Here is a 26,989-nt window from a genome sequence, read left to right as displayed (position 1 = left end):
AGTTCACGCCTGTGATACCGAGATGGCCGGCGCCCCGCACGCGCCGTACCGCCCATGCCAGACGAGTCGCGGCCGTCACCGTGGCCGCGCTCGCCGCAGCGCTCGTCCAGCCCCTCGCCGCGCGGGCCGACACCCCGCCCGCGCCTCCGTCCGACGCGGCCCTGGCGAAGACCGCCGCCCGCCACGACCTCACCCGCGAGCAGTTCTACTTCGTCCTGCCGGACCGATTCGCCAACGGGGACGCGGCCAACGACCGCGGTGGCCTCACCGGTTCCCGCCTCTCCACCGGCTACGACCCCACCGACAAGGGCTTCTACCAGGGCGGCGACCTCAAGGGCCTGACCAAAAAGCTCGACTACATCAAGGGCTTGGGCACCACCGCCATCTGGATGGCGCCCATCTTCAAGAACCGGCCTGTGCAGGGCGCCGGGGCCAACGCCTCGGCCGGCTACCACGGTTATTGGATTACGGACTTCACCCAGGTCGACCCGCACTTCGGGACCAACAAGGACCTGGAGACCCTCATCGCCAAGGCGCACGCCAAGGGCATGAAGGTCTTCTTCGACGTCATCACCAACCACACCGCCGATGTCGTCGACTACAAGGAGAAGTCCTACGACTACCTCTCCAAGGGTGCCTTCCCGTACCTGACGAAGGACGGCGAGCCCTTCGACGACGCCGACTACGCCGACGGCGAGCGCGACTTCCCGAAGACCGACGCCGACTCCTTCCCGCGCACCCCCGTCGTCACCGACGCCAAGCAGGACGTCAAGGTCCCGTCCTGGCTCAACGACCCGACGATGTACCACAACCGGGGCGACTCCACCTTCGCCGGCGAGAGCTCCACCCACGGCGACTTCTCCGGCCTCGACGACCTGTGGACCGAGCGTCCCGAGGTCGTCAGCGGTATGGAGAAGATCTACCAGCGCTGGGTCAGGGACTTCGACATCGACGGCTTCCGGATCGACACCGTGAAGCACGTCAACATGGAGTTCTGGACCCAGTGGGCGACGGCACTGGATGCCTACGCCGCCCGGCAGGGGCGGGACGACTTCTTCATGTTCGGCGAGGTGTACTCGGCCGACACCGCCGTGACCTCCCCGTACGTCACCCAGGGGCGCCTCGACTCCACGCTGGACTTCCCCTTCCAGGACGCGGCCCGCGCCTACGCCTCCCAGGGCGCCGGCGCGAAGAAGCTGGCGGCGGTCTTCGGCGACGACTACAAGTACACGACCGACAAGGCCAACGCGTACGAGCAGGTCACCTTCCTCGGCAACCACGACATGGGCCGCATCGGCACCTTCCTCAAGCAGGACAACGCGGGCGCGAGCGACGCCGAGCTGCTGAAGAAGGCGCGGCTCGCCAACGAGCTGATGTTCCTCAGCCGGGGCAACCCGGTGATCTACTACGGCGACGAGCAGGGCTTCACCGGCGCGGGCGGTGACAAGGACGCCCGTCAGACGATGTTCGCCTCGAAGACCGCCGACTACCTGGACGACGACCAGCTCGGCACGGACCGCACCCACGCGAGCGATGCCTACGATGCGGAAGCACCGCTCTACCGGCAGATCAGTGCTCTCGCGAAGCTGCGCACCCAGCACCCCGCCCTCGCCGACGGCATTCAGACCGAGCGGTACGCCGCCGACGGCGCCGGGATCTACGCGTTCTCCCGTACGGACGCCGCCACCGGCACCGAGTACCTCGTCGCCTTCAACAACGCCGACGAGGCGAAGACGGCCACCTTCCCGACGGGTTCGGCCGGCATGACGTACCGGGGCATCCATGGCACCGACGCGTCCGTGATCTCCGCGGCCGACGACAAGAAGGTCACGCTCACCGTTCCGGCCGGTTCGGCGGTCGTCCTCAAGGCCGCGGGCCCGCTCGCCAAACCCGCCGCCAAACCGGCCCTCACCCTCCAGGCCCCCGCCCCCGGCGCCACCGGCACGGTAGAGCTCACGGCAGACGTCGACGGCGGCCGGCTCAACCGTGTCGTCTTCGCCGCCCAGACCGGCTCCGGCAAGTGGCGCACCCTCGGCTCCGCCGACCACGCCCCCTACAAGGTCACCCACACCATCGGCAAGGACGTGACCCCGGGCACCGCCCTGCGCTACAAGGCCGTCGTCATCGACTCCACCGGCCGCACCGCGAGCGCCACAGCCACCAGCACCACGGGCACCCCACCCACCGAGGCACCCCCCACCGCCGCCTCCCGCGACTACGCGATCGTCCACTACAACCGCCCCGACGGGAACTACGCCGACTGGGGCCTGTACGCCTGGGGCGACCTCGCCGACGGCGAGTCCACCACCTGGCCGGACAGCCATCCCTTCACCGGCCGCGACGCCTACGGTGCCTTCGCCTACGTCAAGCTGAAGCCCGGCGCCTCGAACGTCGGCTTCCTGGTCATCGACAAGGACGGCAACAAGGACGTCTCCGCCGACCGCACGATCGATGTGGCCAAGACCGGCGAGGTCTGGATCGAGCAGGGCAAGGAGACCGTACGGACGGAGCGCCCGGAGTACCCGGCGCAGGACACGACCAAGGCCGTCCTCCACTACCACCGCGCCGACGGGAACTACGACGGCTGGGGCATGCACGTCTGGAGCGGCGCCGCCGACCCCACCGAGTGGTCGAAGCCCCTGATGCCGGTGAAGACTGACTCCTATGGCGCTGTCTTCGAGGTACCGCTCACCGAGGGTGCCACCAGCCTCAGCTACATCATCCACAAGGGCGACGAGAAGGACCTCTCCGCCGACCAGGCGCTCGACCTCAAGGCGAACGGCCACGAGGTGTGGCTCTTGAACGGCCAGGAGAAGTACCTGCTGCCGCAGCCGGCGGGCAGCGCCGCCGCCCTCGACCTGACCACCTCCAAGGCGGTCTGGATCGACCGGAACACAGTCGCCTGGAACGGCTCCGACGCCGCCGCCTCCACCCAGCTGCTGTACAGCCGGGACGGCTCGATCGCCGTGAAGGACGGCGCGCTGACCAGCGACGACGAGAGGTGGCTCCGTCTCTCCAAGACCACCCTCACCGACGCCCAGAAGGCGAAGTTCCCGCACCTGAAGGACCACACCGCCTGGTCCGTCGACCCCCGTGACCGCGACCGGATCCGCGAGGCCCTGCGCGGCCAGGTCGTGGCCGCCCAGCATGCTGCGAACGGTGCCGTACTCGCGGCGACCGGCGTGCAGATCGCCGGCGTACTCGACGATCTGTACGACGCGACGAAGACCGAGCTCGGGCCGACGTTCCACAAGGGCCGTCCGACGCTGGCCGTCTGGGCGCCCACGGCACAGTCGGTCAAGCTCGAAATCGGTGATTCCACCGTCGCCATGAAGCGGAACGACACCACCGGCGTCTGGTCCGTCACCGGCCCCAAGTCCTGGAAGAACAAGCCGTATCGGTACGTCGTCGAGGTCTGGGCGCCCAGCGTCCGCAAGGTCGTCACCAACAAGGTCACCGACCCCTACTCGGTCGCCCTCACCACCAACTCCGAGCGCAGCCTGGTCGTCGACCTCGACGACAGGTCCCTGGCGCCGAGCGGCTGGTCCTCGTACGCCAAGCCCAAGGCCGTACCGCTGAAGGACGCCCAGATCCAGGAGCTGCACATCCGGGACTTCTCGGTCGAGGACAAGACGGCCAAGGACCCGGGCACCTACCTTGCCTTCACCGACAAGGCGAGCGACGGTTCCCGGCACCTGCGTGAGCTGGCCGAGGCGGGCACGTCGTACGTCCATCTCCTGCCCGCCTTCGACATCGCCACCATCCCGGAGAAGAAGTCCGAGCAGGCGACCGTCGACTGCGACCTCGCCTCCCTCCCGGCCGACTCCGACAAGCAGCAGGAGTGTGTGTCGAAGATCGCCGCGAAGGATGCCTACAACTGGGGCTACGACCCGTACCACTACACGGTCCCGGAGGGCTCGTACGCCACCGACCCGGACGGTACGGCCCGTACGGTCGAGTTCCGCAAGATGGTCAAGGCGCTGAACGAGGACGGCCTGCGGGTCGTCATGGACGTCGTCTACAACCACACGGCGGCCAGCGGGCAGGAGCGGACGTCCGTCCTGGACCGGATCGTGCCCGGCTACTACCACCGGCTTCTCGCGGACGGCACGGTCGCCACCAGCACCTGCTGCGCCAACACCGCCACCGAGAACGCCATGATGGGCAAGCTGGTCGTCGACTCGGTGGTCACCTGGGCCAAGGAGTACAAGGTCGACGGCTTCCGCTTCGACCTCATGGGCCACCACCCGAAGGCCAACATCGTCGCCGTACGCAAGGCCCTCGACGCGCTGACCCTGGAAAAGGACGGCATCGACGGCAAGAAGATCATCCTCTACGGCGAAGGCTGGAACTTCGGCGAGATCGCCGACGACGCCCGCTTCGAGCAGGCCACGCAGAACAACATGGCGGGAACCGGTGTCGCGACCTTCTCCGACCGCGCCCGTGACGCCGTCCGCGGTGGCGGCCCGTTCGACGAGGACCCCGGCGTCCAGGGCTTTGCGTCCGGGCTGTACAACGAGCCCAACTCATCGACGGACAACGGCAGTCCGGCCGAACAGAAGGCCCGCCTTCTGCACTACCAGGACCTGATCAAGGTGGGCCTGTCCGGCAACCTCGCCGACTTCACCTTCACCGACACCAGCGGCAAGGAGGTCAAGGGCTCCGAGGTCGACTACAACGGCGCCCCCGCCGGCTACGCGGCCGCCCCCGGCGACGCCCTCGCCTACGCCGACGCCCACGACAACGAGACCCTGTTCGACGCCCTGGCCTACAAGCTCCCGGCATCGGCGAGCGCGGACGACCGGGCCCGGATGCAGGTCCTGGCGATGGCCACGGCCACCCTCTCGCAGGGGCCCTCCCTCTCCCAGGCCGGCACCGACCTGCTGCGCTCCAAGTCCCTGGACCGCAACTCCTACGACAGCGGAGACTGGTTCAACGCCGTCCACTGGAACTGCGCCGACGGCAACGGCTTCGGCCGCGGACTGCCGATGGCGGCCGACAACGAGCCCAAGTGGCCCTACGCCAAACCCCTGTTGAACACGGTCGGCGTCGGCTGCACGCAGATCGAGGGTGCTTCGGCGGCGTACCGGGACCTGCTGAGGATCCGTACGACGGAGAGCGCCTTCTCCCTCGACACCGCCGATCAGGTCCAGTCACGGCTCTCCTTCCCGCTGTCCGGCAAGGACGAGACGCCGGGCGTGATCACCATGCGGCTCGGTGACCTGGTCGTCGTGTTCAACGCCACCCCGGAGCGGCAGGAGCAGCGCATCGAGGCGACGGAAGGGGTGAAGTACCGGCTGCACCCGGTACAGGCGACGGGCGAGGACCCGGTTGTGAAGGACGCGACCCACACGGCGGGATCGGGCACCTTCACGGTCCCGGCCCGCACGGTCGCCGTCTTCTCCCGGGCCGGCTGACGGTCATGCGGTTAGGGTGCTCCTGTCCGACGTAGAACAGGAGCACCCATGCCGCAGATCACCGTCGACTACTCCGCGCAGCTCGCGGACGACTTCGACCGGCCCGCCTTCGCGCGGGCCCTGCACACCACGGTGGTCGAGATCGCGGCCGCGAAGCTGCCGGCGTGCAAGACGCAGTTCCGGCGGACCGAGGACACCACGGTCGGGGAGGACACCCAGGGGCACGCGGTCGTCCATGTGACGCTGGGGCTGCTGGCCGGCCGCACGGACGAGACCAAGGTCCGGCTCACCGAGGCCGTACTCGACCTGCTGCGCCAGCACATCAAGCCCGCCGAGGGCCTCGCACTGCACGCCTCGGCCGAGGTACGCGACCTCGACCCCTCGTACCGGAAGTTCGAGGGCTAGGAAGCCAGCAAGACCAGCCGGGCCACCAGGTCGCCGAACGGACCGTCGCCCGGCTCGTCCTTGAGGGCGCGGCGCATCAGCGTCGCCAGCTCCTCGTCGTGGGCGGCGCCGACGGCGGCCAGTGCGGCGAAGTCGTGCACGAGCTGCACCTCCAGCTCGGCGCGCGGGACGCGTCGGCCGTCCAGCCAGATCAGCGCCGTCGACTCGGCGAGCGAGATCCAGGAGCGGACGACCAGTTCCAGCCGCGCGGGCGTCGGCTCCTCGACGCCGAGATGCGCAACGATCTGGTCATACGCGGCCTGCCGTACGGCATCGATGAGCGCGTTCGTCGTCGACGAGCCTACCGCCGGGCCGCCGCGCATCAACGCCGAGAAACCGGGGCCGTGCTGGTCGACGAAGTCGAAGAACCGGCGCATCACGCGCAGCAGCCGCGCCCCCAGCGGACCCTCGTGCGGCTCCACGAACCGGCCCGCCAGATCGTCCGCCGCACGCCTCAACGCGGCCTCGTACAGACTGAGTTTGCCGGGAAAGTAGTGATAGACCAGCGGGCGTGAGATGCCCGCGGCCGACGCTATCTCGTCGATGGAGACCTCATCCGGAGAGCGGCGGCTGAACAGCTCGAGGGCGACGCCGATCAGCTGCTGCCGTCGCTCCTCGACACCCATCCTGCGGCGAACCCCGGTAGACATACGAACACCTTACCGATCGGATCCAGCCTCGAACGGACAGGACCGGCCAGGGGCGTTCATATGCGTCCAGCTAGCGCAGGCCGCTGATCGACCGCCCGTCCGTCAGGGTCGCCTTCAGCCCGGCCTGAGTGCCCTTCTTGGCGGGTACGGCCAACAGGTTGCCCTGCGCGGTCTGTTCCACGCCGCCGGTCGTGCTGATCGACGCGGTGTCGCGGCTGCCCGCCGCCAGGAGATACCAGGAACCCGCCTCGGACTTCCACAGCACGCCCGCCAGCACATGGGGATCGCGCGCCCCGCACGCCGGTACGTTCTCGGCCTTCGCGGCGACCGCCCCGTACGTCCCGCCCGGCGTGTGGAACTGCGCCAGCGCCCGCTCGCCGCCGCCCCGCCAGGTCTCCGCGCGCGTGCACACCCACGCCGCCGTGCCGCTCGCGTCGGGCAGCGGCTGCTCGGCGTACTGCCAGGCGTTCACCGACCGCACCCCCTGCCCGCGCACTGCGAACAGCGAACAGCCGAACGGCGCCCAGGTGCGCAGCGACTCCGCCCCGGCCGCGTCGTGCGTCCTGCCCGGCCGCCCGGTGGTGAGGCGGGCCGGCACCAGCTCGCCCAGGTCCGTCATCAGCCGCGTACCGGAGTCGTCGGTGATCTGCAGGACGTTCCACGACGCGCAGGAGCCGTCTTTGGTCGCGGGGCTGGCCAGCGGCGAGGTGATCCCGTCGGTGATCGTGAGGTCCATCGCGCCGGAGCTCGGCTCCAGCAGGTCCCGCTCGGCCACCTTCGTCACCCAGGGCGCCGTCAGATAGCGGACGTTGCCGTCGGTGCGGCCCAGGACCACGGCGTTCGCCTCGGCCCCGGTGGCGCCGTCGGTGCGGGCGAAGTCGAGGGCGGCGCCGGCAGTGCCGTCCTTCGGCTCGGCGTAGCGGGCGATGCGCAGACCGTCGTGGAGGAGCACCACGCGCGCGTTGTCGACGTTCCCCGCGTACAGCAGCTGGGGCGGGCCGGCCGGGCCGCCGGAGGGGGTGCCGGGGGTGGTCGAGACCTGGACGGTCTCGCCCGGGCGTGCCCAGACGGCGAGCGCGCGACGCAGCAGCGCCCGGTCACCGGTGAGGTCGCCGCGCGCGGGCCAGACGGAGAAGCCCGTGCGGGCGGAGGACCGCCAGGCGGTGGGGGAGACCTTCGTCAGCCTGCTGGGGTCGAGGGCCGCCTCGGCCGCCGGGTTCTGCGCGTACGACGGGGCCGCGGGACCGTCGGGGCCCCAGCCGTCGCCGGGCAGGCCGAGCAGTGCCCCGCTCACGGCGAGGGCCGCCGCCGCGGCGAGCGCGGCCTTTGTGCGCTGGCGGCGCCGCATCAGGTCGGTGGGCCGGGCGTGGAGCAAGCAGGGGTCGAACTCGGGGGAGTCGAGCAGTGCGTACTGCGCGGGTACGGCGTCGGCCTCGCCCAGCGCCGCCTCCGTGTCGTCGACGCCGGCGGCCGTCAGCACCCGGTGCACCTCGGGGTCGGCCAGCCGCTCCAGGCCGCGCAGGACGTAGGCGGCGCGGGCGGGGGCGGACAGGACGGACAGCCGCTGGTCCAGGGCCAGTTCGTCGGCACCGCCGGAGCGCGGGAAGAGCTTGAGACCCCACACCTGGGGGAGCAGTGGCGGCAGCTGGGAGCGCTTGGGCCACGCCTTGCGCCGCAGCGGCAGGGCGGCCTCCAGCGCCGTCCGCAGGACCTGGAGGCGGACGAAGGCGTAGCCCGGGTCGCCGTCCCGGCCCTGGCTTGTGGACTGGCCTGTGGACTGGCCCGTGGACTGGGCCGGGATCACGGCGGCCGAGGCCCGGCCGCGTGGCAGGGCGCGCTGGGTGAGGGAGTGTGCGGTCAGGACGCGCCGGTTGCGGCCCAGGCTCGGTGGCAGTACCAGATAGGCGAGGCGGACGAGTCGCGGATAGTGCTCGACGAGCGCGGCCTCGGCCTGTTCGACGTCGACCACCGGGTCGGTGGGGGCGGCTGGTGCGGAGCTCTGGCGCTGGGCGACATCCTGTGACTGCACGTTCAGCAGAACGAGCGAATCGACGGTTGGTCACCGCCGCCCCGTGCGTCAGTCCTGGGGCTCGACCAGGGCGCGGGCGTAGTTCGCCATCGACCGCTGGTAGCGCGGCAGATGGGGCGCGAGGGCGCCCAGGACGAGGGACAGGCCCTCCCGATCACGCCCGAGACCCGACAGGCACAGGGCGAGCGTGGCCCGTACCGCATCGTCCAACTCGTCGGAGGATGCGTCCAGTTCGGGCGTCAGCAGCTTGACGCCCTCCTCCGGCTGCCCGATGTTCCTGAGCGAGCTGGACAGCTGGATCTTCGCCCGTCGGCCACGGTAGCCGTCGAGCCCGCGCGCCAGTGCCTCCCGGTACAGGGGGACCGCCTTGTCCGAGTGGCCCGTCGAGTCCCAGGCGCAGGCCTGCTCGAACGGCCCGAGGGGACTGCCCTCGGGCAGTTCGGCGACGAGTGCGTCGATCACGGCGCGGAAGTCGGCCGCTCGGTCGTCGGTGTGGTCGTCGAAGGTGGCCCAGGCGGCGGCCACTCGGTCTTCCCAGTCCTGGTTCACCGGCCCACCTTCGCACAGCCGTACGCGCGGAGGTATCGGTTTGAGCGCTGAGCGGGCCGCAGCCGTATCGAACTGAGGCGCATGTGTGCCTGCTCCAAGACCGGACCGGAGGAACAGATGAGGTTGACCCGACCGATGCTCGCCCTGAGCGGCGCCGTGGCGGTGCTGGCGCTGGCGGGCTGCGGCTCCGACGGCGACCAGGCGACCGTACCGGAGACGGCGACCGGCAGCCTGGAGCACCTGGCCGCCGAGGTGAAGTGCGAGCCGAACATGACGACGGACGCCGACGAGATCCGCCAGGCCGTCTGCAAGAACACCGACGGCAGGTTCGTCCTCGCGACCTTCGCCACCGACCGCGGCCAGCGCGAGTGGCTGAACGGGGCGAAGGACTACGGCGGCTACTACCTCGTCGGCCGCAAGTGGGTCGCCGTCGGCGAGGAGAAGACGGTCACGGCGCTGCAGGGCCGGCTCGGCGGGACCATGGAGGAGGGGTCCGCCCACATGAATCCCGGTGGCAGTCACAACAGCGGCGGTCACAACAGTGGCAGCCACAACGGCTGACCGCGAAAGTCCGGACGCAAACGAAAGCCGGCGGTGGGAAATCCCACCGCCGGCTTCCTACCGGGTCAGGACTACTGGCAGTCCTCGCCGTTGTTGATGCAGTCGACCATCTCGTTCATCAGGTCCTCGTCGAAGAAGTTGATGAAGTCGTTGTGGTCGGTGATCGGCTTGTGCAGCTGCTCCGGGAAGGAGTCGACCGCGAACGCGTTCGCCACCTGTCCGTTCTCGATCTGCGGGGCCGGGATGTCGTAGACCAGCCGGACCTGCAGCTGGGGGATGGCCTGGAAACCGTTCGAGCAGGTGCCGTCCGCCTCCACGAAGTCCACGTGGGTGCGGTGGTTGGCGCTGTCGATGTTCTGGCCGTCCCAGCAGCTCTGGAAGTTGGACGTCCGCACCACGCTGCTGCCTTCGGGGCAGATCGGGTACTTGTCCGTCACCTGCCGGTCCTCGAAGCCGGTGCAGCTCCAGGAGGTGTTGGCGTTGTTCAGGCCGTTGGTGAAGGACTTGGCGTCACCGGTGATGATGCGCAGGGCCGTCGGCATCGCGACGACGTCGCTCGTCCGGTTGCCCACGAACTTCAGCTGGGCCTCGGCGGGCTCGACGATCTTGCCGACGTTGCCGTCCTGACCGCCACCGGGCTGGCCCTGGTCGATGTCCTGCGTACCGTCCTGCAGACGGATCACCGGCCAGAAGTACGACGACTTGTCGCCCTGGTTCTGGCAGCTGGTGTCGCCGTTCGCCAGGTCCTCGTCGCTCGCGAACGCGTTGTTGGCCTGGTTGCCGACATAGTCGTGCTGGTGCTGCGCACCGTTGGAGACACCGGGCGCCACGATCACGTTGTCCGAGTTGCGGTTCTCGTTCTCGTTGGTGCCGCAGTTCGTGGTGAAGCTGCCCGTCGAGCCGCCGTCACCGTTCGCGGCCAGACCGTTCGGCAGGTTGCGGGAGCCCGGCTGGACGTCCTCGATGTTGATGAAGTCGTCCGCCACCGGGCCGTTGCCGGCCTGACCGCCGTTGCCCTGGTCCTGACCGTTGTCCTGGCCGCCGTCACCCTGGTCCTGGCCGCCGTCCTGGCCCTGGTCCTGACCGTCGTTGTTCTGGTCCTGGTCCTGACCGTCGTTGTTCTGGTCCTGACCGTCACCGTCGTTGGGCTGGGGCTGTTCGGCCGGGACGCCCTGGCACTGGGCGAACTGGTCGAGCTCCTGCGGAGCCTTGCCGCCCGCCCGGTTGATGTTGATGCCGATCCGGTCGAGCGTGGCCACGCGCTTGGACTTCAGCGGGCCGAGGATGGCGTTGTCGACGTAACCGGCGTCCCCCGCCTGGGCCTGGCGCGTCTCGGCGAGACGCGTGTAGGCGTCCGTGATCTGCCTGTCGAGCAGCGCCAGCTCCTTGGCGACGCCTTGGCGCGCGCTCTCCGGCACGTTCGTCAGCTTCTGGCCGACGTCCGGGCAGTTGATCGTCGCGACCTGGGCGTTCGTGGACTTCGTCTGGTTCCACCCAGACTCGTCTTCATGTGCCGAGGCATAGAAGTTGGCCCATACCAGCCCGCCCCCACCGAGCGCTAGGGCCGCCGATGCGGCTATGGCCTTGGTGGCCAGCGGCGTACGGCGTTTTCTTGTGTTGCGTCCCATGGAACTCCTCTGACTTCCTTGCGGGGCAGCATCGAGGCGCCCGACAGGAGTGAAGCGGCTCCCTTCCATACGGAGGTCGTCCCACCGGTGTTCAGACGGATCAGAAATTGATGAGAGATTCGCGAGACAATTCAGACCCAACTACCCCAGGAACACCGGGAGTTGTGGTGATCTCACGTGAAGTGTTCGAGCCGGGTGGTGGATTTCGTGGAGTTTCAGCGCCCCAGGTCCGGACGGCCGGTCGCGAGGACCTTCGCCTCCACCTCCGGATCGAGGCCCACCGGCGGCCGGTCCGGACGCTGCGGGGCGGCGCCGCCGAGGTCCTGCAGCCAGCTCCAGGTGTCGGCCACGGTCTCCGTGACCGGCCGGCAGCGCAGCCCCGTCGCCAGCGCCCTGGACACGTCCGCGCCGTGCAGGGCGTCGTGCAGCTCGCTCCCCGGCGGCACCCACACCGGCAACTGGCTCCACGGCTCGATGCCCGCCTCCAGCACCACCTCGGGGTCGGTCCAGCGCAGCTCGGCCGCCGCGCCGGTCACCTGCACGCAGGCGTCGAGCAGCTCGCCCGTCGTGGTGAGGCCCCGGGGGCCGATCAGGTTGTACGGCCCGCTGAGCTCCTGCTCCACCCCGTCCAGGATCCACTCGGCGAGATCGCGGACGTCGATGTACTGGAGGGGCAGCTCCCGGGGACCCGGCGCCAGCACGGGGCCGCCCCTGGCGATCCGGGTCAGCCACCAGGGGAGTCGGCCGATGTTCTCGTACGGCCCGAGCAGCAGCCCGGCCCGCACCAGCAGCGAGCGCTCCGCACCGAAGGCCTCGACGGCGGCCAGCTCGGCGCCGCGCTTGTCGCGGGCGTAGTCCGTGTGGTCGGCGTCGGGGTCGGCGCCCTCGACCAGGGGCGCGTCCTCGGTGTAGCCGGCGGGCGGGGCCCAGGCGTACACCGAGCAGCTCGACACGTACACATACCGCCCGGCGCGGCCCCGCAGCAGCCGCGCCGCGTCCCGCACCGCGAACGGCGCCGCCGACCAGGTGTCGACCACGGCGTCCCATGCGCCGTCCGCGAGGGCGGCGAGCCCGTCGGGCGCGGTGCGGTCACCGTGCAGCGACCGCACCCCGGCCGGGGCCGTGTGCCGCCCCCGGTGGAACACGGTCACGTCCCAGCCACGCCCGAGCGCCACCTCCACGACGGCCCGTCCCGCGAACTCCGTACCACCCAGCATCAGCAGTCTCATGCCGGTGACTGTGCCCGGGGGAGCGGCGGGACGGAACCGGGTTCTGCCGACAGCAGACGGTCAGGTGATGTCGGCAGCGGCCGTCAGAGGTCCGCGACCGGCAGTCGGCCGACGGTCAACTCCCGGTCGGCGGGGCGTACTTGTAGCCGACGCGGCGGATCGTGAGGATCGCCTGCCGGTGCTCGGGGCCCAGCTTGCGGCGCAGTCGGGCGATGTGGACGTCGACGGTGCGGCCGTCGCCCACATGGCCATAGCCCCACACCGTGGTGACCAGCTGGTCGCGGGTGTGCACCCGGTGGGGGTGCGCCACCAGGTGAGCGAGCAGCTCGAACTCCAGGTACGTGAGGTCGAGCTCCCGCCCGGCCACCTCGGCGGTGCGCTGCAGGGCGTCGATACGGATGGGCGGCTCGGTGTCGGTGGTGGTGTCGAGGGCGTCCGGCTGCGGCTCGTCGGCTACCGCCACCGGCAGGAACGGCGGCTGCTGATCGGCCGGCACGAGCACCAGGTAGCCGACCATGGGCGGGCGGCCCGGCAGGTTGGGCAGGGTGTGCTGCGGAGCGGGCAGCCAGGTGGCACCCGGCGGCAGGAACTCCGCGACATCGAGCACCTCGTCCCGGTCGACGGCACGCAGTCGGTGCCGCGGGCTGCCGGGAGCAGGAGCGGTGTGCAGGGAACGGGACGGGGAAGCAGGGGTGGTCGCCATGCGAGGTCAGCTCTTTCGCGCGAGAAGTCCGACGGGGACGTACGTCGTGTCGCGCTGGCCGAAGGCCGGTGTGTACGGCGTCAGCGGGCCGGCGCGGTCAGCGCGCGGCAACACAGCCGGTCGAAGTCGTGGTGCTGACGGGAAGGCCAGAAGGGCTCGAGGTCCTGGCGACCCGTCGCGGAGTGCTTCTGGAAGCTGGCCATGGCCCCATTGAAGCAGACACCGTCCTGGACCGGGCCCCTCCTCTCACTGCGTGGACACGAGCCGTTCGCAACGGGAAGGGGCGCCCACCACGAGGGTGGACGCCCCTTCCGACGAGCGGGACGGATCAGACCTGGCCGGCCTTCTCCAAGGCCGAGCAGCAGGTGTCCACCAGCAGGCGGGTCACCACGTACGGGTCGACGTTGGCGTTCGGGCGGCGGTCCTCGATGTAGCCCTTGCCGTCCTTCTCGACCTGCCACGGGATACGGACCGAGGCGCCACGGTTGGAGACACCGTAGGAGTACTCGTTCCACGGGGCGGTCTCGTGCAGACCGGTCAGCCGGTCGTCGATGCCGGCGCCGTAGTTCTTGACGTGGTCGAGCGGCTTGGAGCCCTCACCGAGCGACTCGCACGCGGTGATGATCGCGTCGTAGCCCTCACGCATCGCCTTGGTGGAGAAGTTGGTGTGCGCGCCGGCGCCGTTCCAGTCGCCCTTGACCGGCTTGGGGTCGAGGGTGGCGGAGATACCGAAGTCCTCGGCGGTGCGGTAGAGCAGCCAGCGGGCCACCCACAGCTGGTCGGAGACCTCCAGCGGGGACAGCGGGCCGACCTGGAACTCCCACTGGCCGGGCATGACCTCGGCGTTGATGCCGGACAGGCCCAGGCCCGCCTTCAGGCAGTTCTCCAGGTGGGCCTCGACGATGTCACGGCCGAAGATCTCGTCGGCGCCGACACCGCAGTAGTAGCCGCCCTGCGGGGCCGGGAAGCCGCCCTCGGGGAAGCCGAGCGGGCGGGAACCGTCGAAGAAGGTGTACTCCTGCTCGATGCCGAAGATCGGCTCCTGCGCGGCGAACTTCTCCGCGACCTCGACCAGCGCGGCACGCGTGTTGGAGGAGTGCGGGGTCATGTCCGTGTTGAGGACCTCGCACAGCACCAGGATGTCGTCGCCGCCGCGGATCGGGTCGGGGCAGGAGAAGACCGGCTTCAGTACACAGTCCGAGGCGTGGCCCTCGGCCTGGTTGGTGGAGGACCCGTCGAAGCCCCAGATCGGCAGCTCGGCACCCTTGGCGTCGTCGGCCATGATCTTCGTCTTGGAACGAAGCTTGGCCGTCGGCTCGGTGCCGTCGATCCAGATGTACTCAGCCTTGAAGGTCACGGGCCACATCCTTCGGGGGTGGGTCTGGGCGCGTTTGCGGGTGCTGCGGCGCTGCGGCACTGGGGCGCCGCGCTTGTTTGCCCGGCAGCCTGTCAACAGGCGATTTCCCGATCATTGCCCGTTTGTGAACCCCGTGTTACCTGGTGGTGCTGTGGCGTGGTTCACGCTGTGAGGGCGGGCCGGGCGCGCAGGACCTGCGGAAACGCGCGGTGCGTGGAGGGAGTGGGGACCGGTCGGGCGGCTCGTATGCGATGGGGCGATGGGGGCGTGACGGACGCGTGACGCTCCGCCCGGCGCCGGACGTGCCGGTCCTGCTGCTCCTGGCCGGGAGCAGCAGGACCGATGACACGTACGACGCGGCGGCCGGGGCGGGCCTGACCGCCGCATCAGTGTTCTCCTCGGCGGTCGAGCCTCACCCCACCTTCTCGATCACGGCCCGGCGGATCAGGAACTTGCCGGGCTCCCGGACCTGTTCGAAGGCCGCGTTGTTCAGCAGGACACAGCTGCCGGAGACCGAAGTGACCTCCACGGTCGTGGACTTGTTGTTGTCCAGGTTGGTGACTTTCAGCTTCGTACCCGCCGGGAACTGGTTGCTGGACGCGGCCGGCGCACCGCCCTCGCCGGACAGCGTGACGGTGGAGCCGTTGCAGACCTGCTCGCCGGAGGCGGCGGCGCCGTCGCCCGGGGCGGCGGGCTCGGACGGCTGCGCGGCCTGCCCGCCGCCGGCCTCACCCGCCTGCTGACCGTTGTCCTGGCCGTTCCCGCCCGGCTGTGCGGCCTGGGAGCCCTGAGCCGACTCCCCCACCTCACAACCGGAGGCCTCCTGCTGGCGCTGGATCTGCGCGATGACCGCCTCGCGGTTGGCGATCCGCGCCTCCGACTGCGCGTCCGGATTGGCCCGTTGGCCCTCGATGAACCGCTGGTTGTTGCCGAGTGCGGTGGCGAGTCCCTGGCAGACACTCGACTCGGACGCGGACTGCGCGGCGTTCGAGGTGCTCGCCATGACGAAGGCACCACCGCCCGCCACCGTCGCCGCGCTCACCAGCAGCGCGATCTTCTTCTTCGTACTGAGAGTTCTCCTGCGCGACATGCGCGCCTCCTGGGAGGTAGGGGAGCGTACGCCGCTATGTACGAGATCCCGAACGAGGTTACTCAGCGGTTACAGGAGTACGTTGAAGTAACGTATGTCACACGGGAGTTGTCTGTGAGGCCACGCCAACCGTGCTAGTGGGACAGGGCCTCGCGTACGGCCTCGTCGGTGCGGGCGACCACCGCCGTGCCGTCGTCCGCGGTGATGATGGGCCGTTGGATCAGCTTGGGGTGCTCGGCGAGCGCCGTGACCCACCGGTCGCGCGAGGCGGCGTCCCGTGGCCAGTCCTTGAGGCCGAGTTCCTTGGCCACGGCCTCCTGGGTGCGGGTGATGTCCCATGGTTCGAGACCGAGCCGGCTCAGTACGTCGCGGATCTCGTCCTCGGTCGGTACGTCCTCCAGATAGCGGCGGACGGTGTAGTCGGCGCCCTCGGCGTCGAGCAGTTTGACGGCGCTGCGGCACTTGGAGCAGGCGGGGTTGATCCAGATTTCCATGCGGGCACGGTACGCCGCCGCGATCGCCTCGCACGACCTCCCTGAGGCCAGGGGCGCAACGACAGGCTCTGTTCGAATGTGCCGTCGCCTCGCAGACACCTCGCGGATCGTGTGTGACACGGCGGCAATCCCTTGCTCACCTGGGCGTTTGGCAGGTTCGCAGACTCCCCGGATGTCAGTGGCGGCCAGTAGACTGGAAGCAGTGTTCGAGAGAGTCGCCGGAGTGTCCGGGCGGCGCTCTGACCGCGACAGGAGGATGCCTGTGCCCGCTGCCGCACTGAAGCCGAAGCCGACCCAGTCCACCGCCAACCGTCCCGTGCTGCTCGACCGGCCGTACGTGCCCGTGGAGAAGCGGCCGCTGCCGCCGGGGCGTCCGCGCGAGTGGTACATCACGCACAACCGCCGGCTCAAGGCCATGCGCCTTGCGATCGCCCTGCTCGACTCGGGCGTGTACGTGCCGAACCAGGCCCGGAACGAGACGATACGAAGCACTGCGGAACTCATCGGCGTCCACCCGCCGTCGGACACGACGTGCCACATGGTGCGGGCGTTGCTGCGGTACACGCGCTGAGTGGTGGCACCGGGTGCCGTGCTGTTGTGCGGCGCCCGGCGCCGGCGTTGCCGGAATTCGCCGACCGGTACTCGAGGGTCCCGCCCCTCACCTCGCCAACTCCCGCTCCAACGGCGTCCGGAAGCGTGGAGTGACACGCGTCGTCCCCACCCACTCCCGAAGGCGCGCCGCCTCCGCCTCGATCGCGGACTGCGCCTCCCGGCCCACGCCCGCCCCGTCCAGTACCCGCCAGGCGATCTCCCCGTCGGGCCGCTGGGCCCAGCCGCCCACCACACGCCCGTCCCACCACACCGTCGGCCCCACGTTGCCGCTGCGGTCGAAGAGGGCGGGGCGCAGGTCGGGGGCGAGGAACCAGTCGCGGAGCTGCCAGCCCATCGCCGTGGGGTCGAGAGCGGGCAGCAAGGCGGCCCACGGCTCCACGGGCACCGTCACCGGCTCGGTGTCGCCGTCGACGACGTACCCCGTGCCCTCGTCCAGCCGCACCTCCTGCGCCCCGATCGCGGCCAGCGCCCGGCGTACCTCCGTCACCCGCCACCCCGTCCACCACTTCAGGTCGGACTCCGTCGCGGGGCCGCACGCCGTCAGCCAGCGGCGCAGGAGCGCGGTCTGGGCCTCGGCGACGTCCAACTCGGGATGCTCCGGTGCCAGGGCCCAGCGGGCCTGGGTCGACGTCCAGGAGCCGAGCGGCCGACCGCGTACGACCTTCCCCTCCACGCCCAGTACCCGCAGCAGCCGGGACGACACGGTGTGGACACCCGCGTAGCTCTTCCCGGCCGCGTACGCGAACTGCTCCCGCAGGCGCGGCTCGTCCTGCGCCAGTTCGGCGGCCGTCGCTTCCCCGCGCCGGGCCAGTGCGCCCAGCGTGGACTCCTCGACCTCCTTCAGCCAGGCCGCGTCCGGAGCCCCGGCCTTCGCCATGTCCTTGACCAGCGAGGCCCGCTCACGGGCGGCGACCGCGAGACCGGTCGAGGCGTGCACGACGGCGGTCAGCTCCGTCGGGAACACGAACACGGTGTGCCGCATGCCGTGCATCCGCACCAGGGCCCGGTCCGTGTACAGCGCACGCTCGGTCTCCGCCACCGTCTTCGCCCGCTCCGCGAGCCGCGCGCCCACCGCCAGATACACCGTCGCGGGGTCCGTGCCGTGCAGCGCGACGAGCGCGTCGGCGACCTCTTCGGGATACGCGCCCCGCGCTGCCGGCGCCAGCCGATGCCGCAGCGCCAGCCGCGTCCGCCGCTCCGCCACGCCGACATACGGCTGCTGTCCGCCACCCATGCTCCGACCTCCACCCGTTCAGTCGCGTCCACAGAGCATCCTGCCGAACACCACCGACAATCGGCCGCATGTAACCGAACTCGCCCAACAGCGGCAGCAGCCGCTCCTTGCCGCTGTTGCCCGCGCCGTGCAGCACAACGGCGGTGGCCGTTCCCGGACCACCGCCGTACACCGCGTTCAGGCGTTCACCGTCGTGGACATGGGTGAAAGGGGTGAGCTCGCTCGTGGCCCCCATTCACTCACGCCGGTCAGGCCGGGGGAGGCGTGCTCTCCGTCTTCGGCGCCTGCGCGGCCGCGAGCGCCTCGCGCAGGTGGTCCTCCTCGGCCTGGCTCAGCGACGTCTGTACCAACTGGCCGCCGTAGGGCGCGATTTCCGGAATCACTTTGTCCCCGGCCGCCTGCTTGATCAGCGCGAACAGCGCTGCCGCGCCCGGGCGCAGGTTCTGGCTGAGCTCCTTCATGAAGTTGTCGTTGATGCCCGTGTCGGTGACCGCGCCGCCGGCCGCTCCGGCCGCCGCGCCCACGGCCGCGCCGAGCAGCGGCGCCAGGAAGAGCAGTCCGATCACACCGCCCCACAGGGCGCCACCGGCCGCGCCCGTCGCCGTGTGGCTCACGGCCTGGTGCAGCTTGATCTTTCCGTCCTCCCGCCGCTCGACGACCACCGCGTCCTCCAGCTCGACCAGATGCTGCTTGGACAGGTCGAACAGCTTCTGCCGCACCTGCTCGGCGGTGGCGAGATCGTTGTACGCGACGACGAAGAGATTGCTCATACCGGACACCCCTTATGGCGTTTCGCCCCTTTTTCCCGACTTTATAGCCGTGCTGAGGGGCACGCAGTCGGAAGAAAAGGAGATGCGCCACCCCCACGTCCCGGTGCACTCTCGAGACACCCCAACCCACCTCCCAGGGAGGCCCGTCATGGGCACCATCGTCATCTCCGGGACGGTCGTCCTGGTCGTCCTGGGATTCGGAAACCACCTCTACTGGCTCGCCGCCGTCGCCCTGCTCTTCGTGTACGTGCAGTACGGGCGAGGCGCGTCCTCGACGACCTCGTCGGGCGGCGCGGCCCCGTCCGGGCCGGCGCCCGCGACGTACAAGGCGTACCGCGACCGCCGTGACAGGCAGGCCAAGTGGGAGCGCCGCTACCGCCGCGAGCGTCCCCTGGAGGCCCGCCGTCAGGCCCGCGAGAAGAGCAGGTGAGAGCAGGACCTGCGGTGACGGCGGCTCGGGGTCACAACCCCGGGGCGCCCCACACCGGGAACCAGCGCCCCAGATCCTGTTCGATCCGCAGGTCGTCGGCGAGGGCCGCCTTCACCTGGAGCTCGAGCGCGTTGTCGCGCCGCTGCCCCGCGCCGGGCAGCGGTGCGAACGGGTAGAAGGTGCCGCGCTTGTAGAGGTAGACCAGCGCGAGTCTGCGGCCGGGCTCGCCCTGGAAGCCGGCCAGGGAGCACAGCAGCTGCGGGCCGAAGCCGTTGACCTCCATCGAGCTGTTCACCGCGTGCAGGTCGTTGACGAGCAACGGCAGCTCGTCGGGGCCGCGGCGGGAGACCAGCCAGGAGTAGCCGTAGGCGTCCCGTTCCAGCTCCACCGGGGGTCCGGTGCGATCCGCGTCCGCGTCCAGCAGGGCCTGCACCTCGCGGTGCGTCTGCTCGAAGGCGCTGCCCTCGACCGTGGCGAAACACACCGCGCCGTGCCCGGTCGGCGTGAAGGAGGCCGCGGCCTGCAGGGTGACCGCCGCCGAGGGCAGCGCGAACAGCTGGTCGAGATCGGGCGCTACCGGCTTCGTACGACCGAGCAGGATGTCCAGCAGCCCCATCCTCAGCCGCCCTTCCCGGGCGCCGCCGCCTCACCCAATTCCCCGGAGATCCGCCCCAGCTGCTCCAGCCGCTGCTCCAGGGTCGGGTGGGTGGAGAACAGCCGGCCGATGCTGGGCCCGGCGCCCAGGGCCGGCGTGAAGTAGAAGGCGTTGAAGGCCTGCGCCGTCCGCAGGTCCTTCGTCGGGATCCTGGCGATGTCGCCGGAGACCTTGGTGAGCGCGGACGCCAGCGCCGAGGGCCGTCCGGTCAGCAGCGCCGCCGCCCGGTCCGCCGCCAGTTCCCGGTACCGGGACAGGGCCCGGATCAGCAGGAAGCTGATCGCGTACACGGCCGCGGAGACGGCCATCACCGTCATGAAGACCACCGCCGTGTTCTGGTCCCGGCGCCCTCCGAACACCTGCGAATAGAAGGCGAACCGCACGATCAACCCCGCGATCACGCCCAGGAAAGACGCGACCGTGATCACCGCGACGTCCTTGTGCGCCACGTGCGAGAGCTCGTGCGCGAGCACGCCCTCCAGCTCGGCCGGCTCCAGCCGGCGCAGCAGCCCGGTGGTCACACAGACCACGGCGTGATCGGCGTTGCGCCCGGTCGCGAACGCGTTCGGCATATCCATGTCGGACACGGCGACCACCGGCTTGGGCATGTCGGCGACCGCACACAGCCGGTCGACCACGCCGTGCAGTTCGGGATACTCGTCCCGCTCCACGATCCGGCCGCGCATCGCGTACAGCGCGATCCGGTCGGAGAACCAGTACTGCGCACCCAGCAGCGCCGCCGCGACCACCACGACCAGCACCCAGGACTTCAGCAGTGCGATCAACGCGGCGACGAACGCCACGTACAACAAGCCGAGCAGAAACAGCGTGACCGTCATCCGCACGGTCAACCGCGGGTCGCTCCGGAAGCGGCTGTGCATGGAACACCACCCTGCGTTCAGGCACTCGTCCCACTGCCCAGTGTGCACCCGCGTCGCCCCATGAAGCGGTCGTGATCAGCCCTGGGGCCGGCAAAGGCTTCCGGACAGGCCCTAGTACGGCGCGCGGAAGTTGATGTACCCCAGCAGAACGATCACCGCGACGACGCACCCCAGGACCACGGCCGTCGATATCCATCCCGACCGGCGGGGCCGCACCGGATCGGGGTCGCCCCGGAAGGGCACCGGCTCCGGCGGATTGTGCTTCCAGCGGGCGGCGAGCATCCGGGCCCGGGCGGAGGGCTCCTTGTGCTCGGCGTCGTTCGCCCACTTGTGGTCGAACTCGTGCTCCCAGTGATCCTTTTCCGACATCCCCCGCTCCATACCCCTTCGCTCCATGCCTCTTGTCATTCAAGATGCTGAGTGATCGAGGGAAGACTAGCCTTTAGGAGAAGGCCGCACCTGGGATTGCCTTCCGTCGGCGGGATTCCCGTGGAGACGCCGGCGGCTGAAAACGTACTCCTCGCACTCAGGCGGCAACACCGACGACCGCGCCGTACTTCTACCGCTGCGGCCGCGGCCATCCGTCCGGCTCGTGCAATCACCGCACGATGGGATGGAAGGAAGGTATCTCCATGAACGCACCACGTGCTAGGCGTCTCCTCGCGCTGTCCGCCATCGGCGTACTGATGGCTGGTGGCGCCGCGATCGGCACAGCAGGTACGGCCTCGGCGGCCACCCCGGCCACCACAGCCGGCACTCCCACGAACTGGGGCCACTGTGACTGGTGGGGCGACTGCAACGGCTTCGGCGACCGCTTCGGGAACCGGTTCGGCGACCGGTTCGGGTACTTCAACGGCTACGACCACTTCGACCGCTTCGACCGCTTCGACCGCGGCCCCGTGGTGATCGTGGTGGGCTAGCGATTCCGCCGGACCGGAGGCACACGGCGAGGGCCGCCACCTGAAGTGCTTCAGGTGGCGGCCCTCACCGCATCTCGGACGTCGAAAGCGCCGGCTTTCTCAGACGTCGAAGTAGAGCTCGAACTCGTGCGGGTGCGGACGCAGCTGCAGCGGAGCGATCTCGTTCGTGCGCTTGAAGTCGATCCACGTCTCGATCAGGTCGGCGGTGAAGACGTCGCCCTGGAGAAGGAACTCGTGGTCGGCCTCGAGGGAATCGAGGACGGCCGGGAGCGAGGTCGGGACCTGCGGAACGCCCGCGTGCTCCTCGGGAGCCAGCTCGTACAGGTCCTTGTCGATCGGCTCGGCCGGCTCGATCTTGTTCTTGATGCCGTCCAGGCCCGCGAGGAGCAGCGCGGAGAACGCCAGGTACGGGTTGCCGGAGGAGTCGGGCGCACGGAACTCGACGCGCTTGGCCTTCGGGTTGGAGCCGGTGATCGGGATACGCATCGCGGCGGAGCGGTTGCGCTGCGAGTACACCAGGTTCACCGGCGCCTCGAAGCCCGGCACCAGACGGTGGTAGGAGTTCACCGTCGGGTTGGTGAAGGCGAGCAGCGACGGAGCGTGCCTGAGGATGCCGCCGATGTAGTAGCGAGCGGTGTCCGACAGGCCGGCGTAGCCCTGCTCGTCGTAGAACAGCGGGTCGCCGTTGCTCCACAGCGACTGGTGGACGTGCATGCCCGAGCCGTTGTCGCCGAAGATCGGCTTCGGCATGAAGGTCGCGGTCTTGCCGTTGCGCCAGGCGACGTTCTTCACGATGTACTTGAAGAGCTGGAGGTCGTCGGCGGCGGCGAGCAGCGTGTTGAACTTGTAGTTGATCTCGGCCTGGCCGGCGGTGCCCACCTCGTGGTGCTGGCGCTCGACCTGCAGGCCGGCGCGGTTCAGCTCCAGGGAGATCTCGGCGCGCAGGTCGGCGAAGTGGTCGACCGGCGGGACCGGGAAGTAACCGCCCTTGTAGCGGACCTTGTAGCCGCGGTTGTCCTCCAGCGCACCGGTGTTCCAGGCGCCCGCCTCGGAGTCGATGTGGTAGAAGGACTCGTTCTCGGACGTCTTGAAGCGGACGCTGTCGAAAACGTAGAACTCGGCCTCCGGGCCGAAGTACGCGGTGTCGGCGATCCCGGTGGAGGCCAGGTACGCCTCGGCCTTCTTCGCCACGTTCCGCGGGTCACGGCTGTACTGCTCGCCGGTGATCGGGTCGTGGATGAAGAAGTTGATGTTGAGCGTCTTGTCGCGGCGGAACGGGTCGACGCGGGCGGTCGACAGGTCGGCGCGCAGCGCCATGTCGGACTCGTGAATGGCCTGGAAGCCGCGGATCGAGGATCCGTCGAAGGCGAGCTCGTCGTCCGGGTCGAACGCCTCGACGGGCACCGTGAAGTGCTGCATGACGCCCGGCAGGTCGCAGAAACGGACGTCGATGAACTTGACGTCCTCGTCCGCGATGAACTTCTTGGCCTCGTCGGCGTTCTGGAACATCCAGCTCCTCCTACTCCCGACCGTCCCGCCGGGGTGGTAGTTCGTTCGTGCGGCCAGTGCGGTGGCACACGCTGACCTCGACCCTAGGGACGCGTCATTTCTCGGGCGTGACCCATTTGTTTCGCAGAAGTTAACCGGCTCCGTTCCACGGTAGCGCGGAACGACCCCGCCGTACCCCGGTCAAATCCGGGCGCAGTACCGTGGTCGGGTGGACAAGAGGCAAGCAATCGGATCATGGCTCTCCGGCCCGCGCGCGGCCTTGGAGGACGCGGGTGCCGACTTCGGTTACCGGGGCGAGCAGCTCGGACTGCCGGAGGAAGGGCCGGGCTCGATCGCCCGCCCGGGCCGGCGGCTCGGCGCGCTGGCCGTGGACTGGGGTCTGTGCTTCATGATCGCATACAGCCTGATCACGGACGGCTACCGCGGCCAGACGACCGGCAACTGGACCCTGCTGATCTTCTTCGTCATGAGCGCCCTGACCGTCGGTACGATCGGCGTCACTCTCGGCAAGCGCATCTTCGGCCTGCGCGTGGTCGCCCTCGACACGGGCACCGTCCACCCCGGCCGCGCCCTGCTGCGCACGGTCCTGCTGTGCGTGGTCCTCCCCGCGCTGATCTGGGACCGCGACGGCCGCGGCCTGCACGACCGGCTGGCGCGCACGGTCGAGGTCAGGATCTGACCTCCCGGATATTCAGACCCCACATACTCATGGACCGGGCCCCGGAACCGCGAAGGTTCCGGGGCCCGGCCCATGAGTGATGTGAGCCGACGGCCTTACCGGGCCTTCGGCCCGCCGCCCTTCGGCATCCGCATGCCCTTGGGCATCGGACCCTTCGGCAGCGGCATGTTGCTCATCAGGTCGCCCATCGCCCGCAGCCGGTCGTTGGTCGCGGTGACCTGCGGCCCGGTCAGCGCGCGCGGCAGCTTCATCATGGTCGTGCGCAGCTTCTTCAGCTCGACCGTGTCCTCGCCCGTGCCGACGATCAGGTCGTGCACCGGCACGTCCGCGACGACCCGGTTCATCTTCTTCTTCTCGGCGGCCAGCAGACTCTTCACCCGGTTCGGGTTGCCCTCGGCGACCAGCACGATGCCGGCCTTGCCGACGGCCCGGTGCACCACGTCCTGGCTGCGGTTCATCGCCACCGCGGGGGTCGTCGTCCACCCCCTGCCGATGTTGTCCAGCACGGCCGCGGCGGCGCCCGGCTGGCCCTCCATCTGCCCGAAGGCGGCCCGCTCGGCCCGGCGTCCGAAGACGATCGCCGTCGCGAGGAAGGCGAGCAGGAGGCCCAGGATGCCGAGATAGATGGGGTGACCGATCAGGAAACCGATCGCGAGGAAGACACCGAAGGTGACGATTCCTACTGCTGCGAGTACAAGACCGATCGTCTTGTCGGCCCTGCGGGTCATTTTGTAGGTCAGAGCGATCTGCTTCAGTCGCCCGGGGTTCGCAGCGTCCGCTGCGGTTTCCTTCCTCGCCATGCCATGAGTCTACGTGGCTCCCGGAGTGCCTTCGACGGCAGTGCGGCTTCAGGAACGGCCGGCGAGGACCTGCTCCACCACCCGCTGCGTCTCGACCCGGTCCTTGGCCCGGCGACGGTCCTCCAGAACGGAGGTCCAGGCGTTGCGGCGGGCGGTGCGCTGGCCGCTGCTCATCAGCAGCGACTCGACGGCGCGCAGGGCGGTGGTGAAGGACGGGATCGCTGTGGCGCGAACGGGCGCGGCCTGCATGGTGGAGGTCCCCCCTCGGTACGGCTTCGGGGCCGGGTTTACGTGGCGTGAGTCCAGGGTCACTGATTGGTGTTACCAGGGCGTGACCGACCGGTCAAACACCAATGAAGCCTTGATGCGGGGGGTCGAAACGCTGACGCGGCCCTGACGTATGCCCCTATCTGCGAGGACGGTCAGGACCGCGTCGAATCGGTCACTACTCACGGGTAGCCGCTTGTGCGCGAATTCACACGATTGTCGTAACAGCCGCGGGGAGCGCCCGTGTGACGGTGGGTCAGACGGCCTGGGTGGCGACGTACGTACCACGCTTCTCGATCGCCATCTGGTAGAGGCGACCGGCGCGGTAAGAGGAGCGGACCAGCGGGCCGGACATGACACCGGAGAAGCCGATCTGCTCGGCCTCCTCCTTCAGCTCCACGAACTCCTGCGGCTTGACCCAGCGCTCCACGGGGTGATGGCGCACGGACGGGCGCAGGTACTGCGTGATGGTGACCAGCTCGCAGCCGGCGTCGTGCAGCTGCTGCAGCGCGTCGCTGACCTCCTCGCGGGTCTCGCCCATGCCGAGGATCAGGTTGGACTTGGTGACCAGGCCGTAGTCACGGGCCGCGGTGATGACCTTCAGGGAGCGGTCGTAGCGGAAGCCGGGGCGGATCCGCTTGAAGATCCGGGGCACCGTCTCGACGTTGTGCGCGAAGACCTCGGGGCGCGAGGAGAAGACCTCCTCGAGCTGCTCCGGGACCGCGTTGAAGTCGGGGGCGAGCAGCTCGACCTTGGTCCGGCCGGCCTCGCGGTGCGCGGTCTGCTGGTGGATCTGGCGCACGGTCTCGGCGTACAGCCAGGCGCCGCCGTCCGCCAGGTCGTCGCGGGCGACGCCGGTGATGGTGGCGTAGTTCAGGTCCATGGTGACCACGGACTCGCCGACGCGGCGGGGCTCGTCGCGGTCGAGCGCCTCGGGCTTGCCGGTGTCGATCTGGCAGAAGTCGCAGCGCCGGGTGCACTGGTCGCCGCCGATGAGGAACGTGGCCTCGCGGTCCTCCCAGCACTCGTAGATGTTGGGGCAGCCGGCTTCCTGGCAGACCGTGTGCAGGCCCTCGCTCTTCACGAGGTTCTGCATCTTCGTGTACTCGGGACCCATTTTCGCCCGGGTCTTGATCCACTCGGGCTTGCGCTCGATGGGGGTCTGGCTGTTGCGGACCTCCAGGCGCAGCATCTTGCGTCCGTCGGGTGCGACTGCGGACACGTCGGCTCCCTGTAGCTTCGATTCTTCGGCGTACACCAGGGTACGCCCGTGCGTTTTCGGTCCCCGGGGTGGCCAACCTCGCGGAACCGGGGTGCATTCCCGGCGTCCGGGCGGTGCCCGGTGCCCGGTGCCCGGCGTCGGTGCTGGGGGCGGGGGATTGCGCAGCCCGGTGCTGCGGGGTGCCGCTGCGCCCACCCTCCCCCACTCTCGGCTTCGCTCGAGCGGGGGGACCCCCATGAGCGGGGGATCCCATCGCCCCAGCGGCACGACTGCCCGCAGCTACGTGAGCCGACCGTAGGAGACTCCGATCAGCACACGCGCGTGCCGGGTGCAATCCCCGTTTCCCGGTGTCCGACGCGTGAGGCACGATGGAGCCATGGCTGCCATGAACGATCATTCCGGTGAGCAGGGCGCGCAGGATCCCATCAAGCTGATCGGTATCCGTGAGACACCGCTCTCCCTCGACGAGGTCTTCCGAGCCGTCGGGGACGACGCCGCCGGCGGGACCGCGCTGTTCGTGGGGACCGTGCGGAACCACGACGGGGGAGCCGACGTGGACGAGCTCGGATACTCCTGCCACCCGACGGCCGAGGCCGAGATGCGGCGGATCGCCGAGAAGGTCGTCGCCGAGTTCCCGGTGCGGGCGCTGGCGGCCGTGCACCGTGTGGGGGATCTGAAGGTCGGGGACCTCGCCGTCGTCGTCGGCGTGTCGTGTCCGCACCGCGGGGAGGCCTTCGAGGCCTGCCGCAAGCTCATCGACGACCTCAAGCACGAGGTGCCGATCTGGAAGCACCAGAAGTTCTCGGACGGGACCGAAGAATGGGTCGGCGCGTAGCGCCGTCGTTGAGGGGTGGTGGCC

Annotated in this window: 27 protein-coding genes; 8 read left to right on the top strand and 19 right to left on the bottom strand. The window is 69.7% G+C overall.

The annotated features are described in order from the left end of the window. Window positions 1–11: 11 nt before the first annotated feature. Window positions 12–5,417: a pullulanase-type alpha-1,6-glucosidase gene (gene pulA / locus StrepF001_RS26480; protein WP_129800738.1), complete on the top strand. Its 5,406-nt coding sequence runs from the start codon at window positions 12–14 to the stop codon at window positions 5,415–5,417. 48 nt (window positions 5,418–5,465) lie between these two features. After that, window positions 5,466–5,822: a 5-carboxymethyl-2-hydroxymuconate Delta-isomerase gene (locus StrepF001_RS26475; RefSeq protein ID WP_129800737.1), complete on the top strand. Its 357-nt coding sequence runs from the start codon at window positions 5,466–5,468 to the stop codon at window positions 5,820–5,822. Here StrepF001_RS26475 and StrepF001_RS26470 read toward each other — a convergent pair. The 3 genes from StrepF001_RS26470 to StrepF001_RS26460 form a co-directional block, all read right to left on the bottom strand. Further along, a complete protein-coding gene (locus tag StrepF001_RS26470) occupies window positions 5,819–6,511 on the bottom strand; it encodes a TetR/AcrR family transcriptional regulator (protein ID WP_129800736.1) in 693 nt (230 codons plus the stop codon). The genes StrepF001_RS26475 and StrepF001_RS26470 overlap by 4 nt on opposite strands. Before the next feature lie 70 nt (window positions 6,512–6,581). Next, entirely contained in the window at window positions 6,582–8,540 is a 1,959-nt protein-coding gene (locus StrepF001_RS26465) for a hypothetical protein (protein WP_129800735.1), read from the bottom strand. Between the two features lie 48 nt (window positions 8,541–8,588). Next, window positions 8,589–9,089: a tetratricopeptide repeat protein gene (locus tag StrepF001_RS26460; protein WP_240797691.1), complete on the bottom strand. Its 501-nt coding sequence runs from the start codon at window positions 9,087–9,089 to the stop codon at window positions 8,589–8,591. 117 nt (window positions 9,090–9,206) lie between these two features. Here StrepF001_RS26460 and StrepF001_RS26455 point away from each other — a divergent pair, with 117 nt between their 5' ends. Continuing rightward, complete coding sequence (locus tag StrepF001_RS26455; RefSeq protein WP_206306949.1) at window positions 9,207–9,650, top strand: hypothetical protein; 444 nt, start codon at window positions 9,207–9,209, stop codon at window positions 9,648–9,650. Between the two features lie 71 nt (window positions 9,651–9,721). Here StrepF001_RS26455 and StrepF001_RS26450 read toward each other — a convergent pair whose 3' ends face one another. The 7 genes from StrepF001_RS26450 to StrepF001_RS26420 form a co-directional block, all read right to left on the bottom strand. Further along, the gene (locus tag StrepF001_RS26450; RefSeq protein WP_129800733.1) at window positions 9,722–11,278 is read right to left on the bottom strand and encodes a DUF1996 domain-containing protein; all 1,557 of its coding nucleotides are present in this window, start codon (window positions 11,276–11,278) and stop codon (window positions 9,722–9,724) included. Window positions 11,279–11,493: 215 nt separating this feature from the next. Beyond that, window positions 11,494–12,507, bottom strand: coding sequence for an SDR family oxidoreductase (locus tag StrepF001_RS26445; RefSeq protein WP_129800732.1), 1,014 nt, complete (start codon window positions 12,505–12,507; stop codon window positions 11,494–11,496). A gap of 115 nt (window positions 12,508–12,622) precedes the next feature. After that, the gene (locus tag StrepF001_RS26440) at window positions 12,623–13,210 is read right to left on the bottom strand and encodes a winged helix-turn-helix domain-containing protein (RefSeq protein WP_129800731.1); all 588 of its coding nucleotides are present in this window, start codon (window positions 13,208–13,210) and stop codon (window positions 12,623–12,625) included. Between the two features lie 80 nt (window positions 13,211–13,290). Beyond that, complete coding sequence (locus StrepF001_RS49605) at window positions 13,291–13,413, bottom strand: hypothetical protein (protein ID WP_129800730.1); 123 nt, start codon at window positions 13,411–13,413, stop codon at window positions 13,291–13,293. 125 nt (window positions 13,414–13,538) lie between these two features. Continuing rightward, window positions 13,539–14,567: a glutamine synthetase gene (gene glnII, locus StrepF001_RS26430; protein WP_129800729.1), complete on the bottom strand. Its 1,029-nt coding sequence runs from the start codon at window positions 14,565–14,567 to the stop codon at window positions 13,539–13,541. A 412-nt stretch (window positions 14,568–14,979) separates the two neighbouring features. Next, window positions 14,980–15,657, bottom strand: coding sequence for a hypothetical protein (locus StrepF001_RS26425; protein ID WP_129800728.1), 678 nt, complete (start codon window positions 15,655–15,657; stop codon window positions 14,980–14,982). 134 nt (window positions 15,658–15,791) lie between these two features. Further along, entirely contained in the window at window positions 15,792–16,151 is a 360-nt protein-coding gene (locus StrepF001_RS26420; RefSeq protein ID WP_129800727.1) for an arsenate reductase family protein, read from the bottom strand. Window positions 16,152–16,413: 262 nt separating this feature from the next. On the opposite strand from StrepF001_RS26420, the gene StrepF001_RS26415 reads away from it, so the two are divergent. Then, window positions 16,414–16,722 (top strand): hypothetical protein, encoded by a 309-nt coding sequence (locus StrepF001_RS26415; protein ID WP_129800726.1) that lies wholly within the window; start codon window positions 16,414–16,416, stop codon window positions 16,720–16,722. Between the two features lie 87 nt (window positions 16,723–16,809). Here StrepF001_RS26415 and StrepF001_RS26410 read toward each other — a convergent pair whose 3' ends face one another. After that, the gene (locus tag StrepF001_RS26410; RefSeq protein WP_129800725.1) at window positions 16,810–17,997 is read right to left on the bottom strand and encodes a winged helix DNA-binding domain-containing protein; all 1,188 of its coding nucleotides are present in this window, start codon (window positions 17,995–17,997) and stop codon (window positions 16,810–16,812) included. 248 nt (window positions 17,998–18,245) lie between these two features. Next, a complete protein-coding gene (locus StrepF001_RS26400; protein ID WP_129800724.1) occupies window positions 18,246–18,767 on the bottom strand; it encodes a DUF1269 domain-containing protein in 522 nt (173 codons plus the stop codon). Between the two features lie 148 nt (window positions 18,768–18,915). Here StrepF001_RS26400 and StrepF001_RS26395 point away from each other — a divergent pair, with 148 nt between their 5' ends. Then, window positions 18,916–19,197 (top strand): hypothetical protein, encoded by a 282-nt coding sequence (locus StrepF001_RS26395; RefSeq protein WP_129800723.1) that lies wholly within the window; start codon window positions 18,916–18,918, stop codon window positions 19,195–19,197. 31 nt (window positions 19,198–19,228) lie between these two features. Here StrepF001_RS26395 and StrepF001_RS26390 read toward each other — a convergent pair whose 3' ends face one another. The 3 genes from StrepF001_RS26390 to StrepF001_RS26380 form a co-directional block, all read right to left on the bottom strand. After that, window positions 19,229–19,813 carry a hypothetical protein gene (locus StrepF001_RS26390; protein ID WP_129800722.1) on the bottom strand — a complete coding sequence of 195 codons (585 nt, stop codon included), beginning with the start codon at window positions 19,811–19,813 and terminating at the stop codon, window positions 19,229–19,231. Between the two features lie 2 nt (window positions 19,814–19,815). Next, window positions 19,816–20,733: a zinc metalloprotease HtpX gene (gene htpX / locus StrepF001_RS26385; RefSeq protein WP_129800721.1), complete on the bottom strand. Its 918-nt coding sequence runs from the start codon at window positions 20,731–20,733 to the stop codon at window positions 19,816–19,818. 111 nt (window positions 20,734–20,844) lie between these two features. Continuing rightward, the gene (locus tag StrepF001_RS26380) at window positions 20,845–21,102 is read right to left on the bottom strand and encodes a hypothetical protein (RefSeq protein WP_129800720.1); all 258 of its coding nucleotides are present in this window, start codon (window positions 21,100–21,102) and stop codon (window positions 20,845–20,847) included. A gap of 263 nt (window positions 21,103–21,365) precedes the next feature. On the opposite strand from StrepF001_RS26380, the gene StrepF001_RS26375 reads away from it, so the two are divergent. Next, window positions 21,366–21,653 carry a hypothetical protein gene (locus StrepF001_RS26375; protein WP_129800719.1) on the top strand — a complete coding sequence of 96 codons (288 nt, stop codon included), beginning with the start codon at window positions 21,366–21,368 and terminating at the stop codon, window positions 21,651–21,653. Window positions 21,654–21,752: 99 nt separating this feature from the next. On the opposite strand, the gene glnA is transcribed toward StrepF001_RS26375, so the two are convergent. Next, window positions 21,753–23,162: a type I glutamate--ammonia ligase gene (glnA, locus tag StrepF001_RS26370; RefSeq protein ID WP_129800718.1), complete on the bottom strand. Its 1,410-nt coding sequence runs from the start codon at window positions 23,160–23,162 to the stop codon at window positions 21,753–21,755. A 208-nt stretch (window positions 23,163–23,370) separates the two neighbouring features. Between glnA and StrepF001_RS26365 the strand changes: the two genes are divergently transcribed. Next, a complete protein-coding gene (locus StrepF001_RS26365) occupies window positions 23,371–23,841 on the top strand; it encodes an RDD family protein (protein ID WP_129800717.1) in 471 nt (156 codons plus the stop codon). A 95-nt stretch (window positions 23,842–23,936) separates the two neighbouring features. Here StrepF001_RS26365 and StrepF001_RS26360 read toward each other — a convergent pair whose 3' ends face one another. The 3 genes from StrepF001_RS26360 to lipA all read right to left on the bottom strand — a co-directional run bounded on the left by StrepF001_RS26360 (window position 23,937) and on the right by lipA (window position 26,130). After that, window positions 23,937–24,641 (bottom strand): DUF4191 domain-containing protein, encoded by a 705-nt coding sequence (locus tag StrepF001_RS26360; protein WP_129800716.1) that lies wholly within the window; start codon window positions 24,639–24,641, stop codon window positions 23,937–23,939. A 48-nt stretch (window positions 24,642–24,689) separates the two neighbouring features. Next, complete coding sequence (locus tag StrepF001_RS26355) at window positions 24,690–24,890, bottom strand: hypothetical protein (protein ID WP_129800715.1); 201 nt, start codon at window positions 24,888–24,890, stop codon at window positions 24,690–24,692. 274 nt (window positions 24,891–25,164) lie between these two features. Beyond that, on the bottom strand, window positions 25,165–26,130 hold the full coding sequence (lipA, locus tag StrepF001_RS26350; RefSeq protein WP_129800714.1) for a lipoyl synthase: 966 nt from the start codon (window positions 26,128–26,130) through the stop codon (window positions 25,165–25,167). 376 nt (window positions 26,131–26,506) lie between these two features. Between lipA and StrepF001_RS26340 the strand changes: the two genes are divergently transcribed. Then, entirely contained in the window at window positions 26,507–26,965 is a 459-nt protein-coding gene (locus StrepF001_RS26340; RefSeq protein WP_129800712.1) for a molybdenum cofactor biosynthesis protein MoaE, read from the top strand. The last annotated feature ends 24 nt before the right edge of the window (window positions 26,966–26,989 follow it).

The organism is Streptomyces sp. F001 (assembly GCF_004187715.1).
Taxonomy (GTDB): Bacteria; Actinomycetota; Actinomycetes; order Streptomycetales; family Streptomycetaceae; genus Streptomyces; species Streptomyces flavusporus.
Note: the sequence above shows the minus strand (reverse complement) of the source record. Positions and strands in the feature narration are given on the sequence as shown.

What these genes read in the sequence shown, in the direction of transcription:
- StrepF001_RS49605 (WP_129800730.1), bottom strand. Translation starts at nt 13,413, where the DNA reads ATGGCCAGCTTCCAGAAGCACTCCGCGACGGGTCGCCAGGACCTCGAG.
- StrepF001_RS26410 (WP_129800725.1), bottom strand. Translation starts at nt 17,997, where the DNA reads ATGGGTGGCGGACAGCAGCCGTATGTCGGCGTGGCGGAGCGGCGGACG.
- StrepF001_RS26445 (WP_129800732.1), bottom strand. Translation starts at nt 12,507, where the DNA reads ATGAGACTGCTGATGCTGGGTGGTACGGAGTTCGCGGGACGGGCCGTC.
- StrepF001_RS26355 (WP_129800715.1), bottom strand. Translation starts at nt 24,890, where the DNA reads ATGCAGGCCGCGCCCGTTCGCGCCACAGCGATCCCGTCCTTCACCACC.
- StrepF001_RS26470 (WP_129800736.1), bottom strand. Translation starts at nt 6,511, where the DNA reads ATGTCTACCGGGGTTCGCCGCAGGATGGGTGTCGAGGAGCGACGGCAG.
- StrepF001_RS26455 (WP_206306949.1), top strand. Translation starts at nt 9,207, where the DNA reads ATGAGGTTGACCCGACCGATGCTCGCCCTGAGCGGCGCCGTGGCGGTG.
- StrepF001_RS26375 (WP_129800719.1), top strand. Translation starts at nt 21,366, where the DNA reads ATGAACGCACCACGTGCTAGGCGTCTCCTCGCGCTGTCCGCCATCGGC.
- StrepF001_RS26400 (WP_129800724.1), bottom strand. Translation starts at nt 18,767, where the DNA reads ATGAGCAATCTCTTCGTCGTCGCGTACAACGATCTCGCCACCGCCGAG.
- StrepF001_RS26420 (WP_129800727.1), bottom strand. Translation starts at nt 16,151, where the DNA reads ATGGAAATCTGGATCAACCCCGCCTGCTCCAAGTGCCGCAGCGCCGTC.
- StrepF001_RS26395 (WP_129800723.1), top strand. Translation starts at nt 18,916, where the DNA reads ATGGGCACCATCGTCATCTCCGGGACGGTCGTCCTGGTCGTCCTGGGA.
- StrepF001_RS26390 (WP_129800722.1), bottom strand. Translation starts at nt 19,813, where the DNA reads ATGGGGCTGCTGGACATCCTGCTCGGTCGTACGAAGCCGGTAGCGCCC.
- StrepF001_RS26340 (WP_129800712.1), top strand. Translation starts at nt 26,507, where the DNA reads ATGGCTGCCATGAACGATCATTCCGGTGAGCAGGGCGCGCAGGATCCC.
- StrepF001_RS26475 (WP_129800737.1), top strand. Translation starts at nt 5,466, where the DNA reads ATGCCGCAGATCACCGTCGACTACTCCGCGCAGCTCGCGGACGACTTC.
- StrepF001_RS26425 (WP_129800728.1), bottom strand. Translation starts at nt 15,657, where the DNA reads ATGTCGCGCAGGAGAACTCTCAGTACGAAGAAGAAGATCGCGCTGCTG.
- StrepF001_RS26440 (WP_129800731.1), bottom strand. Translation starts at nt 13,210, where the DNA reads ATGGCGACCACCCCTGCTTCCCCGTCCCGTTCCCTGCACACCGCTCCT.
- htpX (WP_129800721.1), bottom strand. Translation starts at nt 20,733, where the DNA reads ATGCACAGCCGCTTCCGGAGCGACCCGCGGTTGACCGTGCGGATGACG.
- StrepF001_RS26360 (WP_129800716.1), bottom strand. Translation starts at nt 24,641, where the DNA reads ATGGCGAGGAAGGAAACCGCAGCGGACGCTGCGAACCCCGGGCGACTG.
- glnA (WP_129800718.1), bottom strand. Translation starts at nt 23,162, where the DNA reads ATGTTCCAGAACGCCGACGAGGCCAAGAAGTTCATCGCGGACGAGGAC.
- StrepF001_RS26450 (WP_129800733.1), bottom strand. Translation starts at nt 11,278, where the DNA reads ATGGGACGCAACACAAGAAAACGCCGTACGCCGCTGGCCACCAAGGCC.
- StrepF001_RS26380 (WP_129800720.1), bottom strand. Translation starts at nt 21,102, where the DNA reads ATGTCGGAAAAGGATCACTGGGAGCACGAGTTCGACCACAAGTGGGCG.